This is a genomic window from Gemmiger sp. An50 (assembly GCF_002161595.1).
In the GTDB taxonomy this organism is placed as follows: Bacteria; Bacillota; Clostridia; order Oscillospirales; family Ruminococcaceae; genus Allofournierella.
The window spans coordinates 60,996-78,071 of sequence record NZ_NFID01000015.1 but is presented as its reverse complement, the minus strand read 5'-3'; the positions used below and the strand labels follow the sequence as shown (position 1 = coordinate 78,071).

Sequence of the window (17,076 nt, the reverse complement as noted above, 5' to 3'; positions counted from 1 at the left end):
ACTTATAAAGCCAGCAATACCGCCCAGCGCACCGCTGCCAGCACTGCCAGGCCCAGCAGGCTGGCGGCCAGCATCATCCGATTGGTGCGAGGGATGTCCTCCAGCTCCACCGGGCGCAGCGCATCGCCCAGCGTGGGCTTTTCGTGCAGCTTGCCGAAGTACCAGGCCGGGCCTGCCAGCTGGACTCCCAGCGCACCCGCACAGGCGGCTTCCGGCTGGGCCGCGTTGGGGCTGGCGTGCTTGCGCCGGTCCCGCCGCCAGATACGCCAGGCATTCGCCGCGTTGTTGCCGGTTAAAAAGGCTGCGGCGATCCACAAAAGGGCGGACAAACGGGCGGGGATGTATCCGGCCGCATCGTCCAGCCGGGCGGCAGCCCGACCGAAGTACAGGTATTTGTCGTTTTTGTAGCCCACCATGCTGTCCATGGTGTTGATGGCCTTGTAAGCCAAACCCAAAGGCGCACCGCCGATGAGCAGGTAGAGCATGGGAGCCATGACGCCGTCCGAGAAGTTTTCCGCAATGGTTTCCACCGCTGCCTTGGTCACGCCTTCGCTGGTGAGGGACTGGGTGTCCCGTCCCACCACGCGGCTCACCGCCTGCCGGGCGGCAAGTAGATCGCCTTTACAGAGTGGTTCATACACATGCATGGTCTCCACCCGCAGGTCCTTTACCGCCAGCGCCTGCCAGCACCACAGCACCTGCACTGCAAAGCCCAGCGTAGGATGGATTCGGCCCGCCAGCCAGATGACACCCGCACTGAAAGCCAGGGTGCCCAGCGGCAGCACCGCCGCCAGCACCACACCGCCCCAGAACAGCGCGCGGGGTGTATCCGGCAGAAGGCGGCGCAGCAGCCGCTCCAGCCGGGTGATGGCCTTACCCATGTACACCACCGGGTGGGGCATCCAACGGGGGTCACCCAGAATCAGGTCCACGCAGAAGCCCAGCAGAACCGCAAGTAAGATCGTCATGCCTGCCCGCCCCTTTCATAACACACCGTGCACTGGTATTCCAGAGTGTGCTCCTTGTGCCAGCGCTCGGCATCGGTGGTCACCAGATAGCCGCCGCCGTTGGGGCCGCACCAGCTGTAATAATCCTTTTTGGGCAGGCCGTACTGCTCCATCAGGGCCATCTGGGTACCGCCGTGGGCCAGAATTACCAGCTCCTCCTCCCCGGCTGCCAGAGCATCCTCCAGCAGGCGGCAGAAGGCTTCACAGGTGCGCCGGGTGAACTCCGCCTTGGTTTCGCCGCCGGGGCAGCGGCCGGTACAATCCTCCCCCACCCAGGCAATGTAGTCCGGGTCCTTTTCCATCTCAATGTAGTTGCGGCCCTGAAATACGCCAAAGCACATCTCCTTCAGGTCCTCCACCTCCACCAGCTTGGCATCCGGAAAGAGAATTTCGGCGGTATGGCGGGCACGAATCAGGGGGGAAATATAGACCACTTTGGGCGAGATCGGCGCTTTTTGCAGACGAGCAAGACCCTCGGCGCTCAGAGGGATATCCAATGTACCCTGGTAACGTTTTTGCTTATTGTATTCCGTTTCGCCATGGCGAAGCAGATAGATATTCATTCCGGCAATTCTCCTTTTAATAAGATGGGCAAGCCGCAAAAGACCCGCACCACAGTGTCTGCCCGCTGGGCCAGCAGGCAGGCCAGACGGCCCGCCGCTTCCCGGTCAGCCCTCTGCTTTGTATCCACCGGCACCACGCCGCCGCCCACCTCGGTGGCGATGACCACCGGCCAGGTTTTCAGCCGCTCCGCCAGCTCTTCCGGGGTCTGCTGCCCGGCCAGTTCCTGCACATCCCACACCGCATACTTGGCAAGCTCTTCCGCTTTACAGCCCAGAATGTGGCAGGCAAAGTCTCGTTTGCCCGCAAACAGCGGGCCTGTGATAAAAATCATAACGCTGCCTCCAACAGCTGCACCGCCACCAGAGCGGCCAGCATCCAAAGTTCTGCAGTCTGCAAAAACCATCCTGCCAAATCACCGGACAGCCCGCCGAACTGCTTTTGGCTCATGCGGCGGTAGTACCGCAGCACCAGAAACGCTGCCGCTGCCATGGCTGCACCTTCTATCCGGCCCACCACACACAGGGAAACAGTCAGCACCACTGCCAGTGCCAGCAGCACCCGGCGCACCGCCGCCCGGTCCGCCGAGGTGGCGAAGGTATGGGCAAGGCCGGTGTTTTTGGCCAGCGGGAAGGTGGCCACCGCCCAGCCGGACAGCGCCCGGCTGAGCACAAAGCCCATACCAAAGCAGGCAAGGGCCGGACCATCCAGCCGTACCACTGTGCACAGAGTGAAGCTGGCCACAAACCAGACCCCCAGCCGAATCACCGCAAAAGCGCCGCAGCGGGGGTCCTTTAAAATCTCCTGCTTTTTCTCCGGCGATGCACAGCTGGCCAACGCGTCGCTGGTGTCGGCGTAGCCGTCCAGATGAATGCCTCCGGTAAGCAGAACAGGAATCAGGCACAGCCCCGCTCCTCGCAGCATTTCCGGCATGGAAAGCCAGCCTGCCGCCAACAGCCACAGCCCCTGGACCAGTCCGATCACCACCCCAATCAGGGGCAGCGCGCACAGCGCATACCGCATGTTGCGCGCCCCCCACACCGGCTGAGGCACCGGAATGGCGGAAAACATGGCAAAGGCCACCGCGATGGTCTCAAACACGATCATGCAGATAGGGCTCCTTTCCTTTGTAATACCGGGCAATGCCGCACTGCACCTCGCACACATTGTCCGCCCGGGCAGCCAGCTCCCGGTTGAGCCGGGCCAGCAGCCTTAGATATTCCAGGGTATCGCCCTCGTAATCGCTGCCGCCGCTGAACACCTCGTTGCTCACCAGAATCAAATCGCTGCACTGGCGGCAAAGCTTGTCCACTCCGTTCAGAATAGCGCGGCAGGCATCCTCGCCCGCGCCCTCGGGGCTGTAGCGCTCGTTGGCCGCCAGATTGCTCAGGCATTCCAGCAGCGCTGCACCCTGTTCCGGCAGACGCAGGGTTGCCAGGTTCAGCGGGCATTCCAGAGTCTCGAACCCCTTGCCCGCCCGCATGGCCCGGTGCCGGGCGATGCGCTGGCGTGTCTCCTCGCCCCAGGGCTGCATGGTGGCGATGTAAAACCGGCGGGCCGCCGGGGCCGCCACTGCCAGCCGCTCGGCATATTCGCTTTTGCCGCTGGCCGCGCCGCCCACGATCAGGGTAAACATGGCTCGCCTCCCTGGGGCTGGTAGGCCTCCATGCCGTATTTTTCGAAGGTGTTGGATTCCTCATACACTGCTTGGGCCATATCCAGCAACGGCATGGCTGCCAGTGCGCCGGTGCCCTCACCCAGGCGAAGCCCGGCGGTGATTAGGGGGTGCTTGTCCAGCGCGTTCAGCAGCAGCGCACCTGCAGGCTCTGCCGATACATGACTGGCCAGAATCGCTTTGCCCGCATCCGGGCAAAGGCGCACCGCCAAGAGGGCTGCCGCCGCGCTGATGACGCCGTCCATAAGCACCGGCACACCAAAGGCCGCGCCGCCCAGAAACGCACCGCACATCCCCGCGATGTCAAAGCCGCCCAGTTTGGCCAGTACGTCCAGCGGGTCTGACGGGTCCGGCTGGTTGCACGCGATGGCCCGGCGGATGGCTGCTTTTTTGCGGGCAAGGCCCTCGTCGGAAAGGCCCGCGCCCCGGCCGGTGATTGCCTCCGGCTCACAGCCCAGCAGCACGCTGGCCACCGCGCTGGCGGTGGTGGTGTTACCGATGCCCATTTCGCCGGTGGCCAAAAGGCTCACGCCCTGTTCCTTGCAGTCTTTTACCAGCAGTGCGCCCGCCAGAATGGCCTGCTCGGCCTGGGCACAGGTCATGGCCGGGCCCTGAGAGATATCACCGGTGCCGTTGGCCACCCGACGGTCGATCACACCGGGCTGGGGGGCAAAATCCTTGATGCCCATATCCACCGGAATCAGCTTGCAGTTTGCCCGGCGGGCCATCCGGCAGGCGGGGGTGGTGCCCTGCGCAAATCCCCGGGCCACCAGCGCCGTGATCTCGCTTCCGGTTTGCGTCACACCCTGAGCCACCACGCCGTTGTCCGCACAGAAGATCAGCAGGGCTTTCTTTTCCAGGTCAATGTCCGCCGAACCGGTCACCGCCGCGATCTGGCACAGCGCATCCTCCAAAAGGCCCAGACTGCCCAGCGGCTTTGCACAGGCGTTCCACCGGCGGCGTGCCTGCTGCTCCGCCGCTTCATTCTTCGGTTTGATCTGCTCCAGCAATTGTTCCAGCGTCATACCTCTTCCTCCCCTCGCCGCGCATACTCTTCTGCCGCCGCCGCGAAGCGCTCGGCCAGCGGCAGATCACCTGCAAAGTACAGGTGCGGGAACCCGGCATACAGGCTTTGGGTGGCAAAGCAACAGTTCCACTGCCTGCCGCCCGCTGTCTTTTCCGCCTGCAGGGCTGCACCGTTTTCGCTGCTGTCCCAACAATGGAACTCGTGGGCGTTTGTGGTCTCGCCGGTGCGCAGCAGCATGCTGTCGCTCCGGGCGGTCATCCGGTTATAGCCAAACCGCACCAGTCCGCCGGTTTTATGTCCTTCTCCGGGCAGCACCCCGGCCATGGGCCAGGCGTCGCCGTTCGAATCCTCCAGGCTCTGGCCCAGATACAAAAATCCACCGCACTCCGCCACCGTGGGCATGCCCCGCTCCACTGCCGCGCGAACCGCATGCCGCATAGAGCGGTTTTCGCTGAGGGCTTTGGCATGCAGTTCCGGATAGCCGCCGCCCAGATAAAGCCCCGCAGCCCCGGCTGGGAGCGCGTCATCGTGCAGCGGGCTGAAAAAGTGCAGCTGCGCACCGGCCCGGCGCAGAGCGTCCAGACTTTCCTCGTAATAGAACTGGAAGGCTTCGTCCCGCGCCACGGCGATCACCGGGCCGTTCTCGCAAGGCTGCTCGGCAATTGCGGGCTCCGGCTGCCGCCCGGTCTGGTAGACCGCTAAAAAGCGAGGCCAGTCCAGTGTGGTCTCCAGGCAGGAGGCAATGGCATGCACCCGCTGGGCCAGATCGTCGATCTCTCCGGCAGTAACCAGGCCCAGATGTCGGCTGGACAGCGACGCCTGCTCCAGCTCTGGCAGATAGCCCAGCACCGGCACGCCGGTCTCCTCTTCCAGCATGGGTTTGAGCGCGGCGTATAGTTCGGCGCTGCACCGGTTCAAAAACAGGCCTTTGATCCGGCTGTCCTTACGGAAGGAGAGCATCCCCTTCACCTCGGCCGCCAGCGTCAGGCTGGAACCGTAGGGATGCAGCACCAGCAGCACCGGAAGCTCCAGCAGGCGGGCCACATCCCAGGCGCTGGCCTTGTCGCCGCCGAAGGTCATACCGTCGTAAAAGCCCATCACGCCCTCACACACCGCGGCATCGCAGCCTGCCGTGTGACGGCGGTAGAGCTGGCGCACCCGCTCTTCCCCCGCCAGGAACACATCCAGATTCCGGCTGGGCACCTGCAGCACCGAGCGGTGGAACATGGGGTCGATATAATCCGGCCCGCATTTGAAGGCCGCGGGGGCAAGGCCCCTGTCCTTCAGCGCCTGCAGCAAACCACAGGTAACGGAAGTTTTGCCGCTTCCGGAAGCCGGAGCGGCGATCATCAGCTCGAGCATACGTCCTCCTTATCCGCAGCGGTCATGAAAGCCGCCGCGCAAAATAAAAGGCCTCTCTCGCCTTGCCAAACAGCAAAGCCAAGAAAGACCCGGAAACGCGCAACACGCACCGGCGCAGCAGCCGGTGCTTTGCCCCGTGCGCGGTTGGTCCGCCCGGCGCGGGGGTTCCTGCCTTTGACAGTGATCCATCCACCGGGCAGGTCTTCCGGCTCAGGCCTTGTGCGTACCGGCAGAGCCTTCCCGGGAAATACTCTTCCCAGTGGCTTTTTCTGCCGGAACTCGGCCTTTACGGCGGCGGTCCCGCATGGGCATTGCACCCATTTCCCTATTCTCCCGGTCAACCTTTGACGGCTCCGGGCACCCGGCGGCGATTTAACTTATATAATATACCACAAAAGCGGCTGTTTGTATAGAGATTCATGCAGTACTGCCCACGGGCCTGCGCCGGGCCAGAATAGCCTGCATCGCGTCCCACAGACCAAAGCGCAGCATCAAAAGGCAGTAAAGGCCGCCGGTGACAAGGCACCCCGACAGCAGCTGCGGCCAGTCGCCGTTTACCCCCATCAGACGCAACGCTCCCTGCCCCAAAACCGCCGAAATCAAGAAAATCAATGCGGGCTGGATGAACCACCGGTACCAGCGGGTGCGGATGCGGGCCACCTTCTCGATGCGGAAGATATTCAGCAGTGCGGACAGCACATTGGAGCAGATCATCACAAACAAAAAGCCCTTCATTCCCATACGGGGCATGAGCAGGATCACCAGACCGATGCGAATGAGGGAATCCCAGATGCTGTAGCGGAAGGTGGCCACTTCCTCGCCCAGGCCTTTTAAAATGGAATCGCCCATGGCATCCAGATACATGCCCGGCAGCACCGGGGCCAGCACCGCCAGATAAAAGCCGATGGTCTCGTCGTGGTAGAGAATCCGGCCCAGCGGATAAGCGTACAGGGCGATCAGGCCCCCGGCCAGCACCGAAAAGGTGGTGGTGAACAGCATGATTCGGCCCACCAGTGTTTCCAGTGTTTTCTGCCGTCCCAGAATGTGCGCCTCGGTAACCTCCGGCATCAGCAGGGTGGCCAGCGGCGTGAGGAAGGAAAACGGGAACAGAAGCACCGGCATCGCCATGCCTTTGAGCGCGCCGAACTGGGCCAGAGATTCCTCCCGGCTGCCCAGAAAGGCCAGCAAACAGGCAGGTACCAGCGTATTTTCCACGGTATGAAGCGCACTGTCCAGACAGCGGCCTCCCTCCACCGGAGCAAGAATGCGCCAGATACGCCCGGAGGTTCCCTGGGGCACCTGAGCAGGCGCGGCGCCAAAGGTCCGGTCCAGATCACGCCGGTAGTACCACAGCACCAGCAGGGTGGACGCCACCTCGCTGACCATGCTGCCCGCCAGCACCGCGGCGCAGGCGTACTGCACGCCCCGCTGCACCGCACCGGGCAAAATCAGAAGCACCAGGGCGATGCGGATGATCTGTTCAAAGATCTGGCTGACCACATTGGGCCCCACCTTGCGGCGGGCGAAGAAATAGCCCCGGGCTGCCGACCCCACCGCCATGAAGGGCAGACTGGGCGCCAGCAGAGCCAGCGAGGGCGCGGCTCGCGCGTCCCCCAGCCAGAAGCGGGCGGCAGGCCAGGCCAAAGCAAGCTGAACCGCCCCTGCTGCAAGGCCAAACGCCAGTGCGAGCCCCATCACCCGGCCCAGAACCCCCTTCGCGCGGCCGGGCTGGGGCCGGGCCAGTTCCTCTGCCGCCAGCCGGGTGGCCGCCACCGAAACACCCGCAGTGGCCACTGTAATGCACAGGCTGTGAAGCGTGAAAATCAGCTGATACAGGCCCATGCCCTCGGCCCCGATGCGCGCGGCGATATATACCCGAAAAAACATACCCGCCGCCCGCAGCCCCAGGCCGGTGATGGTGAGGATCGCCACATTCTTCAAATAGGTTTTCAGTCTGCCCATGGGCCCACCCTTTCTTTTGGCTCAAAACGCCTGTTCCATGGGTATGCGTTCGGACGTTGGGGTATGCTTTGACGCGGTAATCTCTTTTGGTTTATTGGCACATTCTTTTCTTTTGTTGACAGTTGTGGTAAAATCATTACCAGACACTTTCACATTGCCCGCCCCTTCCCCGGCGGCGGGCTGCAGGAGGATTTGAAATGATGATGGAAATCATTCAGCAGGCAGCCGACCTGCTGCGCAGCCGTCTGCCCGAAACCCCCACCGTGGGTATCGTTCTGGGCAGCGGCCTTGGGGGCCTTGCCGACCGCATCGAAGCGCCGGTATACGTGCCCTACAGTGAGATCCCGGGCTTTGCGGTCTCCACCGCGCCGGGCCATGCAGGCCGTTTTGTGGCCGGGCAGCTGGCCGGCAAGCAGGTGCTGTGTATGCAGGGCCGCCTTCATTACTACGAAGGCCATTCCATGCAGGACATCGTGTTCCCCATCCGGGTGATGAAGGCCCTGGGCGTGGAGACGTTGATTCTGACCAACGCCGCGGGCGGTGTGAACACCAGCTTCTCGGTGGGCGATTTGATGCTGCTGGAGGATCACATCAACTTTATGGGTGCCAATCCCCTGACCGGCCCCAACGACGAAGCCGTCGGCCCCCGCTTCTGCGATATGACCTTTGCCTACACTCCCGCTTTGCGTGAGCTGGCTGAGCAGGTGGCTGAAAAGCAGAGCGTTTCGCTGCAAAAGGGCGTATATCTGGGTTACATGGGCCCCAGCTATGAGACCCCTGCCGAGATTCGTGCGTTCCGCACCCTGGGCGCGGACGCGGTTGGCATGAGCACTGTGCCTGAGGTGATCGCTGCCAGCCACTGCGGCCTGAAAGTGCTGGCCATGAGCCTGATCACCAACATGGCCGCGGGCATTGAAAAGAAAAAGCTTTCCGGTGATGAGGTCATCGAGATCGCCAACCAGCGCGCACAGGTGCTGCAGAATCTGGTGAGCGGCATCATTGCCGAGCTGTAATAGAAAAAAGGAGAGAAACAAATCATGAGCGAATGTTCGCATGATTGCAGCAGCTGCAGTCAAAACTGCTCCAGCCGTCAGAACCCTCAGGACTTCCATGAGGCTCCCCACAAGCTGAGCAGCATCAAGAAGGTAATCGGTGTGGTAAGCGGCAAGGGCGGCGTCGGCAAGAGCATGACCAGCGCCCTGATGGCCGTGGAGATGCGCCGCCGCGGTTACGGCGTGGGCATCCTGGACGCCGATATCACCGGCCCCTCCATCCCCAAGCTGTTCGGCATCCATGGCCGTGCCATGGGCGACGAGAACGGCATCTGGCCCATCGAGAGCCGCATGGGCATCGACGTGATGAGCATCAACCTGCTGCTGGAGCATGAGGAGGACCCCGTTGTATGGCGCGGTCCTGTCATCGCCGGCGCGGTGAAGCAGTTCTGGCAGGACGTGATCTGGAAGGACGTGGACTTCCTGTTCGTGGACATGCCTCCGGGCACCGGTGACGTTCCCCTGACTGTGTTCCAGACCCTGCCGGTGGACGGCATCATCGTGGTTGCCAGCCCGCAGGAGCTGGTGAGCATGATCGTGGGCAAGGCCGTGAAGATGGCTCAGATGATGAACATTCCCATTCTGGGCGTGGTGGAGAACATGAGCTACGTGGAGTGCCCGGACTGCGGCAAGCAGATCAAGGTATTCGGCGAGAGCCACGTGGACGAGGTTGCCGCCAAGTACAACATTCCCGTTCTGGCCAAGTGCCCCATTGACCCCAAGCTGGCAGAATGTGCCGACCAGGGCCTGATCGAGGTGTATGGCGGCCAGTACCTGAATGCCGCGGCTGACGCGGTGCAGGCGCTGCTGAAGTAAGCCGCCCGGACCTATGGGAGGCGCCAAACCACCGAAGGAGTGGACCCGGATGTTCCGCGAGCATCTGACCGCCGGTTATCTGGCCGGGTTTCTTTTGATCGTGGCGGTGATTTTCATCGCCGGAGCTGTTTTCTGGTCCACTGCATTGTTCTGAACCGCATGCCCCGTGGCAGCCGGGTGATTTTTCCCGCCTGCCCGGGGCATTTCTTATCTCACCAAGGAGGTATTTTTCCATGCACATTCCCGCCTGCGAAACGCGGCAGCTTGAGATTCTCACCTTTCAGCAAGCCATGGAGCACCGGGACCAGAGCGCTGAATACGACCGGAGCCGGTGGCTGTACATCCCGGATTTTTACTCGGAATACCGGTACATTCTGGGCACCGTGGGCAAGCGACCGCTGATCACCATTGGCATCAACCCCTCCACCGCCGCCCCCGACGCGCTGGACAACACCCTGAAATCCGTACAGCGCATCGCCCTGGGCAACGGTTTCGACTCCTTCATCATGTTCAACGTGTACGCCCAGCGGGCCACTAACCCGGACCAGATGGACAAGGAGTTCAACGAACCCCTGCACCGGGAGAACATGAACGCCTTCCGCTGGGTGCTGGAGCGCAGCGGCGAGCACCTGGCTTTGTGGGCCGCCTGGGGTACCATCATCGAAAAGCGCCCTTACCTGAAACAGTGCCTGGCGGATATGATGGAGCTGGGCCGCCAGTTTGATGCGGTATGGTACCAGGCGGGCAAGCCCTCGGTGAAGGGGCATCCCCACCACCCGCTGTATCTGAAAAAGGATTCCGCTTTGGACCCCTTTGACGTGGCTGCCTATCAGGCAAGTTTATAAAAAAGAACGCTGAACTCAAATGCAGAGTTCAGCGTTTTTTTTATTGAATCAATTTGAAATGCTCCGCCAGCGCGGCGCGGCCCAGGGGGGCATCGCTTGTTTGCAGCGCTTTCAGAATCCGGCGGTGGGTATCCAGCAGCGGGGCGCGAGTTGCCTCGTCCAGCTGGGCAAGGGTCTCCCGGCGGTACAAGTCGCCCTGGCTGGAAAGAGCCTCCATGATTGCGGCGATGAGCTGGTTCTCCCCCGCCTCGATCAGTCCCCGATGAAACCGGCACTCGGCCTCCTCCAGCTGGCCCGGCTCCTGCGCCTGCTCCATGGACTGCACCGCCTGCTCCATCTCCTGTATCGGCTGCGGGGGCGCAAGGCGTACCGCCCGCTCATAAGCGGCGCTTTCCAGACTTTCCCGCAGGGCCAGAAACTCCTCCCGGTCGCTTTGACGAAGCAACAGCATCATGGAAAGGATGGAGGAAAAGCCCTGACCGGCCTCGTTCACCAGAAAGCTCCCCTGCCCGTGTGCACTGCGCACAAAGCCCATGTTTTCCAGCTGGCGCAGGGCCTCCCGCACCGAGTTGCGGCTAAGGCCCAGCTCCGCCATCAGACTGCGCTCCGAGGGCAGCTTCGCCCCCAGAGTCAGCTTGCCCTCCAGGATCTGGCCTTTCAGATATTCCAGCACCAGATCATAGGTACGGACGGTGGATTTTTCCTCACTTGCCGGCGGCTTCGTTTTCATCCAATAAACCCCTCCAGCGCAGATAATTCAGGATCATCTCCACACAGCCGTCCACCCCCAGGACGCCGCTGTCCAGGCAAAGCTCGTAGCCCTCGGCCTGTCCCCACTGCTCACCGGTGAAATACTTGTGGAACTCGATCCGCTCCTCGTCCACCTCCTGCATACGCATCGCTGCTTTTTTCGATGAGATGTTCTCCAGCTGGGCAATGCGCTGGCAGCGAATCTCGGGAGCCGCATGGATGAACACACTCACGGCGTTTGCATCCGGGCGAAAAATCACGTTGCCGCACCGGCCGATCAGCACACCGCTGTGATCCTGCATCAAGGCGCGAATCCGGCGGAACACCGTCTCGCTTGTTACGGCAGGCTCCTCATTCATGGCAATGGCATAGAGCAGGCTGTTCACCGGCCGCTCCTCATAAAAGCCCTTGACCTCGCTGTAGTCCGGCGTACTGCGGGCGATGGTCATCAGCTTTTCCTTGTCGTAAAACTCCACGCCAAGGCGCTCGGCCAGCTTTGCGCCCACCAGACGGCCACTGCTGCCGTATTGACGGCCCACCGCCACGATCAATGGTTGTTTCATGGTTATCCCCTCCGCAGGTTACATAAATTGGGCAAACACCGAAGCGCCCACCACGGTGCACAGGCCCGCCACCGCAATTGCCAGGCTGCTCATGGCACCCTCTACCGCACCCAGCTCCATGGCCTTGGCGGTACCGATGGCATGGGCGGAGTTGCCCAGCGCCAGACCCTTGGCCGCCGGCTCGTGGATACGGAACAGCTTGAACACACCGTCCGCGATCACATTGCCCAGAATGCCGGTGATGATGATGGAGGCCACCGTGATGGTAACAATGCCGCCCAGCTCCTGAGACACGCCCATACCGATGGCCGTGGTGATGGACTTGGGCAGCAGGGTCACATAAAGCTCGTGGTCCAGCCCGAACAGCTTGGCGCAGGCCAGCACACCCACAAGGCTTGCCAGAACGCCGGACAGGATGCCGCAAACCACTGCCTTCAGATTCTCCTTCAGCAGGCTCAACTGCTCATACAGGGGCACCGCCAGGCAGACCGTTGCCGGGGTGAGCAGGTAGGACAGATACTGCCCGCTGGCGTTGTAGCTCTGGTAATCCACACCCAGCACCAGGTTCACCCCGATCACGCAGATCACCGCAATGAGCAGCGGGTTGAGCACCGCCAGACGAAATTTCTTTTTCAGTGCCAGGCCCAGCTCGTAGGCCAGCAGGCTGACCGCCGCCCCATAAAACAGCGACGAGGCAAAAAACTCACGCATCCTTCTTCCCCTTTCCCCTCTGGATCACAAACTGAGTAGCCTGGCCGGTGACCGCCATTACCAGGACCGTGGTGAACACCACAGTAATAGCCACCGGCCAGAACACCGGAGCCAGGCTGGGCCAGGCATCGGTCAGGCCCACTGCCGCCGGGATGAACATAACCGGCATGATCTCGATGAGAAACAGCGCCGCCTCCCGCACCTGACTCACCCGGAGCAGACCGGTGCACAGCAGCACCAACAGGATGACCAGGCCGTATACACTGGCTGGAATCGGCAGCGGAATAACCGCTTTCAGCACCTCACCCACAAAGGAGATGGCGAGGATGCGGGACGCTTGCTTTAAAAACTTCATGCTTCTTCCCCACTTTATTCAAGCATTGCAACTGGTAGGACCAGTTTGCATTTTTGATTATACGGCTCTGTTCCGGCCTTGTCAAGACAGCATAAAACAGAAAACCGCCCGCGAAAGGATTTTCTCCCCGCGGGCGGTTTTCTGCAAAAGGGCGGCGGTCAGAAATTGCTGCCGTTCCAGCCCCAGTATTCCGTTTCAGCGTATTTCACATAGATGCGGTCCGGCTGCACGTCCAACGTGCTTTCCAGAATCTCAGTGATCCGGCTGGTCAGGTCGTCATAGGCGTCACTGCGGGCGCCGCCGTACAGGCTCACCTCGGCCAGAGCCGCCGGGGCATCGCTGCCCGCAAACCACAGGCGGGCGTCGCCGGTGAAATTCAGCATCAGCCAGTTTTCGTTTTTGCCGGGCAGAATCTCGATGGCACGGCCCAGCTGGGTTTTCAGCATCTCTTCGGTATTATCCGGAATGGAGGTATTGGTCACGATATGAATATACGGCATGAAGATTGGTCCTTTCTGATTATGAAATAAAGCTGCAAGGTCACTCGGTGCGCCAGTAGGCCACGCTGTAGGGCGGCATCTGGCTGCCGCCGCCGAAGTCGTGGTCCGCGCCGGTGATCAGGTCCACCGCGCGGCCCGCCTGGGCGTCGAAATGAGCAGTGTAGGTCTCACCGGAGGCGTTCACCGCAACCAGCACCCGCTCATCCTCAAATTTACGCTCGAAGATGATCTGATGATTGGTGAGCATCACGTTGCGGTAGCTGCCGTAGCACAGTGCTTTGCTTGCCTTGTGGGCTGCCGCCAGCTTGGCGATCCACTCGGTCAGCTCATTCTCCTGGGGCAGCTCGATGGCCGGACGCAGGGCGGCGTCGCCGTCGCTCTTCTTGCCCTCAATGCCCCACTCGCTGCCGTAGTATACTGCCGGGGTGCCGGGCATACCGAACAAAAGGCCGTAGGCCGGGCGCAGATGCTCCTTGTTCTGCAAAATGCTCGCGATGCGTTCCACGTCGTGATTGTCCAAAAAGGCCAGCAGATGCTTGCCCTTGTAGAGGGTCCACTGCTCAGGGCCGAACTGGCGGGCCAGACTGTGGCCGATCTCGAACATATTCATGCAGTTGAAGCTGGAATACAGGCCCTTGTAGCACTCGTAGTTGGTAACGGAATGGCACATTTCATCGTTCATCCAGCGGTTGTAGTCCCCGTGCAGGGTCTCGCCCATCAGCGCGAAATCCGCCTTCAGACCAGCGGTAAAGCTGCGCAGCTGCTTTAAGAACTCCGGGGCCAGGCTGTAGGCCACATCCAGACGCAGGCCGTCGATGTCGAACTGTTCTACCCAGCCGCGGATGGAACGGAACAGGTAATCCACCACCGCCGGGTTGTGCAGGTTCAGCTTGACCAGCTCGTTGTGGCCTTCCCAGCCCTCATACCAGAAACCGTCGTTGTATTCGGTGTTGCCGTCAAAGCTGACATGGAACCAGTCCTTGTAGGGGCTGTCCCACTTCTTTTCCCGCACGTCCTGGAAGGCCCAGAAGCCCCGGCCCACATGGTTGAACACGCCGTCCAGCATGACGCGCAAGCCAGCCTCATGCAGCGCCGCACAGACCTTCGCAAAGTCCTCATTGGTTCCCAGTCGGCAGTCCATCTGGGTCATATCACGGGTATCGTAGCCATGGCGGTCGCTCTCAAACAGCGGGTTGAACAGCACGGTATCCGCCCCGAGGGTCTTGATATGCTCCACCCAATCGAGCACCCGAAGAATCCGGTGTTCCTGTACCCCGTCGTTCTCTGCGGGCGCGCCGCACAGGCCCAACGGATAGATCTGGTAAATCACTGCTTCGTCAAACCACATATCGTGTTCTCTCCTTTATGCCCAAAAGGCATCTGTTTCTGCTTCCCAGTATACCATAGATTTGCCGAAAATCCCACCAAAAAAACGCGCACAGAGTGAAAACTCTGTGCGCGCTGTGCTTATTGATTTTCCGGGAGCGTTTCCTCGCTGGGAACAGCTGACTCCGGCTCCAGAGGCTCGCCGTTTGCCGTGATGCCCTTGGCCTTCAGACGATCGGCCAAAAAGTCGCTGGTGAGCGAATAGAGCACCGCGAAGGTGGGCACACCCACCACCATGCCGGCAAAGCCAAACAGGCCGCCGCCCACGATAATGGCTACCAGCACCCAGATAGCGGACAGGCCGGTGGAATCGCCCAGGATCTTGGGACCCAGGATGTTGCCATCGAACTGCTGGAGCGCCAGCACGAAGATGGCAAACTTGATGGCGTCGATGGGGCTTGCCATCAGCAGAATCATAATGCTGGGAATCGCACCGATGAAGGGACCGAAGAAGGGAATCACGTTGGTGACGCCCACGATCATGCTGATCAGCAGGGTGAAGGGCATCCCCAACACACTCATACCCACAAAGCAGATCACGCCGATGATAGCACTGTCGATGATCTTGCCGATGATAAAGCCGCTGAATACCTGGTTGGCATGGCTGCACACCGTGAGCACCCGCCGGGCCTTGGGCAGCGGCAGGAAGGCGTAGGTGATTTTGTGCAGCTGGCTCAGCAGCTTGTGTTTGTCCATCAGCATGTAGACCGAAGCGATGAAGGCCGTGAGGGCGCTCACCACGCCGCTGCCCACCGCCATACCGTAGTTGAGGATCTGCGGTATGAACGCAGTGACAAGCACGGTGGCCTTGTTCATCAAATCCGTATAGGAAAGCATCATACCGGAGATGACTTCCGGGTCGATGTTCAACCGGTCGCCCCAGTCGTTCACCACTCCGTTCAAATTATCCAGATAGCTCGAAGCGTTGTTAATGAGCATGCTCACGCTCTGCACCAGCTGGGGAATCACGAAGCTGAGCAGCAGGACCAGCACCGCCACTGCCAGCAGATAGCTGATGAGAATGCTCAGCATCCGTCTGCCGCCCAGCTTCTTTTCAAACCAGCGCACCGGGGCATCCAGCAGATAGGCCACCGCAAAGCCCCAGATAAACGGCGCCAGAACATCCATTACAGTTTTCAAGGCGCCATGGACCAGGTCCAGATTGGACATGGCCAGATAAAAGGTAATTCCGATCAGAACCACCGCCAGATTGGAAAAGAAGCGATGATTCGGCCGCCATTTGTTCACACTGTTTCCTCCATTAAATTCGATCCCTCATTTGTTTTACTTCCCGCCGGGATTCACAGCATCCGCCGCAAACGGGGCTGCATTTTGAGCACATACACGTGCAGCAGATTGTTCAGCGCTGCATCATAGATCCAGAAGCAGGCGTTGCCCATGATCAGAAGCGCCGCCAGCATCCACTGTGCCGTTTGAGCAAATTCATCCACCAGACTCGGCATCGGGAAAACAAACAGCAGGACACCGTACATAGCCAGCACCGCGCCATTGAAGAAGGCCGCCTTCACCAGCATCTGCAGCGCCTTGCCGGGGATGCGCTGGATATACGCCTTCACAAGCGGATAGCACCCGAAGAAAAAGACGAAGATCGCCGCCATCTCCTTATCCGGTACAAAAAGCACCGACAGCACGCTGATGGCTCCGTAGCTCACCCAGGCCAGCCGCATCCCGCATTCCACCGCCACCGGCATGAGCAGAAGCCCGCTCATTGCCGGAGCGCAGAAGGTCGCAAAGGGGATGATGCTGCCGCTGAGCATCAGCACGATGGAAAGGCCGCACATCACACCGCACAAAGCGACCCGACCGCTTTGCCGCCTGCGCATCTCAGCAGCACCCCTGCCCGCCGCAGCTGCAGCAAAGGTCCATGCAGTACATGGCCATACACATATCGCAGCAGCTGCAGCCCACCGCATTGGCCTGCGCGCCGCCATAAGGTCCGTAAGGATTGCCGGGCATCTGGCCCTGCGCGCTGCTCTGCAGGTTGTGCAGGGCGGCGGCGTATTCCCGGTTGGCCGGGTCCAGCCGGCAAGCCTGCTGGAAATAACGCAGCGCCTCGTTCATCCAGCCCTTGTAATAGTAAGCGCTGCCCATCAAGAAGTTCCACTCGGCGTTGGCCGGGCCGTTGGGGATGCTCTGCAGCTGGGCCAGGGCCTCGTCTGCCCGGCCCGCACGGATCAGCGCCCGAATCTCCGGGTAGCTGCCGGTCGCCCCCTGGGGACCGCCGCCCTGCTGGCCGGGATTCTGCCCGCCATAAGGATTCTGCGCGCCGGTGCCGGAGGTACCGGTACGCAGCTCACTCATCACCGTGTCAAAGGCCTCGTTGATCTGGTTCATCTTGCGCTCGGCGTCCTCCCGCAGGGGACCCGCCTCGTAGTTTTCCGGGTTGTACTTCTGTGCCAGCGCCCGGTAGGCCGCCTTTACCTCTTCCTCGCTTGCGCCCCGCGCAAGGCCCAATACCTGATATGCGTCCATCCTTGTCTCTC

General features: G+C 61.2%; 20 protein-coding genes and 1 riboswitch. Of the genes, 3 read left to right on the top strand and 17 right to left on the bottom strand.

All coding sequences use genetic code 11. The features are described from left to right. Positions 1–2: 2 nt before the first annotated feature. The 8 genes from cbiB to B5G03_RS12885 form a co-directional block, all read right to left on the bottom strand. Positions 3–968 (bottom strand): adenosylcobinamide-phosphate synthase CbiB, encoded by a 966-nt coding sequence (gene cbiB, locus B5G03_RS12920; protein ID WP_087182100.1) that lies wholly within the window; start codon positions 966–968, stop codon positions 3–5. Further along, positions 965–1,570, bottom strand: a complete 606-nt coding sequence (locus B5G03_RS12915) for a histidine phosphatase family protein (protein ID WP_087182099.1) — start codon at positions 1,568–1,570, stop codon at positions 965–967. The genes cbiB and B5G03_RS12915 overlap by 4 nt, the downstream gene beginning before the upstream one ends. Then, positions 1,567–1,902 (bottom strand): bifunctional adenosylcobinamide kinase/adenosylcobinamide-phosphate guanylyltransferase, encoded by a 336-nt coding sequence (locus B5G03_RS12910; protein WP_087182098.1) that lies wholly within the window; start codon positions 1,900–1,902, stop codon positions 1,567–1,569. The genes B5G03_RS12915 and B5G03_RS12910 overlap by 4 nt, the downstream gene beginning before the upstream one ends. After that, on the bottom strand, positions 1,899–2,675 hold the full coding sequence (locus tag B5G03_RS12905) for an adenosylcobinamide-GDP ribazoletransferase (RefSeq protein ID WP_087182097.1): 777 nt from the start codon (positions 2,673–2,675) through the stop codon (positions 1,899–1,901). The genes B5G03_RS12910 and B5G03_RS12905 overlap by 4 nt, the downstream gene beginning before the upstream one ends. Beyond that, positions 2,662–3,204 carry a bifunctional adenosylcobinamide kinase/adenosylcobinamide-phosphate guanylyltransferase gene (locus B5G03_RS12900; protein ID WP_087182096.1) on the bottom strand — a complete coding sequence of 181 codons (543 nt, stop codon included), beginning with the start codon at positions 3,202–3,204 and terminating at the stop codon, positions 2,662–2,664. Before B5G03_RS12900 ends, B5G03_RS12905 begins: the two co-directional genes overlap by 14 nt. Continuing rightward, the gene (gene cobT, locus B5G03_RS12895) at positions 3,192–4,268 is read right to left on the bottom strand and encodes a nicotinate-nucleotide--dimethylbenzimidazole phosphoribosyltransferase (protein ID WP_087182095.1); all 1,077 of its coding nucleotides are present in this window, start codon (positions 4,266–4,268) and stop codon (positions 3,192–3,194) included. Before cobT ends, B5G03_RS12900 begins: the two co-directional genes overlap by 13 nt. Next, on the bottom strand, positions 4,265–5,632 hold the full coding sequence (locus B5G03_RS12890) for a cobyrinic acid a,c-diamide synthase CobB (RefSeq protein WP_087182094.1): 1,368 nt from the start codon (positions 5,630–5,632) through the stop codon (positions 4,265–4,267). Before B5G03_RS12890 ends, cobT begins: the two co-directional genes overlap by 4 nt. Positions 5,633–5,810: 178 nt before the next feature. Next, positions 5,811–6,012, bottom strand: a riboswitch (cobalamin riboswitch). A 37-nt stretch (positions 6,013–6,049) separates the two neighbouring features. Beyond that, positions 6,050–7,594, bottom strand: a complete 1,545-nt coding sequence (locus tag B5G03_RS12885) for an oligosaccharide flippase family protein (RefSeq protein WP_087182093.1) — start codon at positions 7,592–7,594, stop codon at positions 6,050–6,052. A gap of 197 nt (positions 7,595–7,791) precedes the next feature. On the opposite strand from B5G03_RS12885, the gene B5G03_RS12880 reads away from it, so the two are divergent. From B5G03_RS12880 to B5G03_RS12870, 3 genes are all read left to right on the top strand, one after another. Further along, positions 7,792–8,607, top strand: coding sequence for a purine-nucleoside phosphorylase (locus tag B5G03_RS12880; RefSeq protein WP_087182092.1), 816 nt, complete (start codon positions 7,792–7,794; stop codon positions 8,605–8,607). A gap of 24 nt (positions 8,608–8,631) precedes the next feature. Next, positions 8,632–9,462, top strand: a complete 831-nt coding sequence (locus B5G03_RS12875) for an Mrp/NBP35 family ATP-binding protein (protein WP_164496674.1) — start codon at positions 8,632–8,634, stop codon at positions 9,460–9,462. 233 nt (positions 9,463–9,695) lie between these two features. Then, positions 9,696–10,307, top strand: a complete 612-nt coding sequence (locus tag B5G03_RS12870; RefSeq protein WP_087182091.1) for a DUF1643 domain-containing protein — start codon at positions 9,696–9,698, stop codon at positions 10,305–10,307. Positions 10,308–10,347: 40 nt separating this feature from the next. Here B5G03_RS12870 and B5G03_RS12865 read toward each other — a convergent pair whose 3' ends face one another. The 9 genes from B5G03_RS12865 to B5G03_RS12825 form a co-directional block, all read right to left on the bottom strand. After that, positions 10,348–11,037: a FadR/GntR family transcriptional regulator gene (locus B5G03_RS12865; RefSeq protein WP_087182090.1), complete on the bottom strand. Its 690-nt coding sequence runs from the start codon at positions 11,035–11,037 to the stop codon at positions 10,348–10,350. Beyond that, positions 11,012–11,620, bottom strand: coding sequence for a cytidylate kinase-like family protein (locus B5G03_RS12860; protein WP_087182089.1), 609 nt, complete (start codon positions 11,618–11,620; stop codon positions 11,012–11,014). The genes B5G03_RS12865 and B5G03_RS12860 overlap by 26 nt, the downstream gene beginning before the upstream one ends. A gap of 18 nt (positions 11,621–11,638) precedes the next feature. Further along, on the bottom strand, positions 11,639–12,331 hold the full coding sequence (locus tag B5G03_RS12855; protein ID WP_087182088.1) for an LrgB family protein: 693 nt from the start codon (positions 12,329–12,331) through the stop codon (positions 11,639–11,641). Then, positions 12,324–12,686: a CidA/LrgA family protein gene (locus B5G03_RS12850; RefSeq protein ID WP_087182087.1), complete on the bottom strand. Its 363-nt coding sequence runs from the start codon at positions 12,684–12,686 to the stop codon at positions 12,324–12,326. The genes B5G03_RS12855 and B5G03_RS12850 overlap by 8 nt, the downstream gene beginning before the upstream one ends. Positions 12,687–12,844: 158 nt before the next feature. Continuing rightward, the gene (locus B5G03_RS12845) at positions 12,845–13,186 is read right to left on the bottom strand and encodes a phenylpyruvate tautomerase MIF-related protein (RefSeq protein ID WP_087182086.1); all 342 of its coding nucleotides are present in this window, start codon (positions 13,184–13,186) and stop codon (positions 12,845–12,847) included. Positions 13,187–13,226: 40 nt separating this feature from the next. Then, positions 13,227–14,534 (bottom strand): alpha-amylase family glycosyl hydrolase, encoded by a 1,308-nt coding sequence (locus tag B5G03_RS12840; RefSeq protein ID WP_087182085.1) that lies wholly within the window; start codon positions 14,532–14,534, stop codon positions 13,227–13,229. Between the two features lie 119 nt (positions 14,535–14,653). After that, on the bottom strand, positions 14,654–15,820 hold the full coding sequence (locus B5G03_RS12835) for an AI-2E family transporter (RefSeq protein ID WP_242962445.1): 1,167 nt from the start codon (positions 15,818–15,820) through the stop codon (positions 14,654–14,656). Positions 15,821–15,873: 53 nt separating this feature from the next. Continuing rightward, positions 15,874–16,416, bottom strand: coding sequence for a hypothetical protein (locus B5G03_RS12830; protein ID WP_140401696.1), 543 nt, complete (start codon positions 16,414–16,416; stop codon positions 15,874–15,876). Position 16,417: 1 nt separating this feature from the next. After that, a complete protein-coding gene (locus B5G03_RS12825; RefSeq protein ID WP_162613407.1) occupies positions 16,418–17,065 on the bottom strand; it encodes a J domain-containing protein in 648 nt (215 codons plus the stop codon). Positions 17,066–17,076 lie beyond the last annotated feature (11 nt).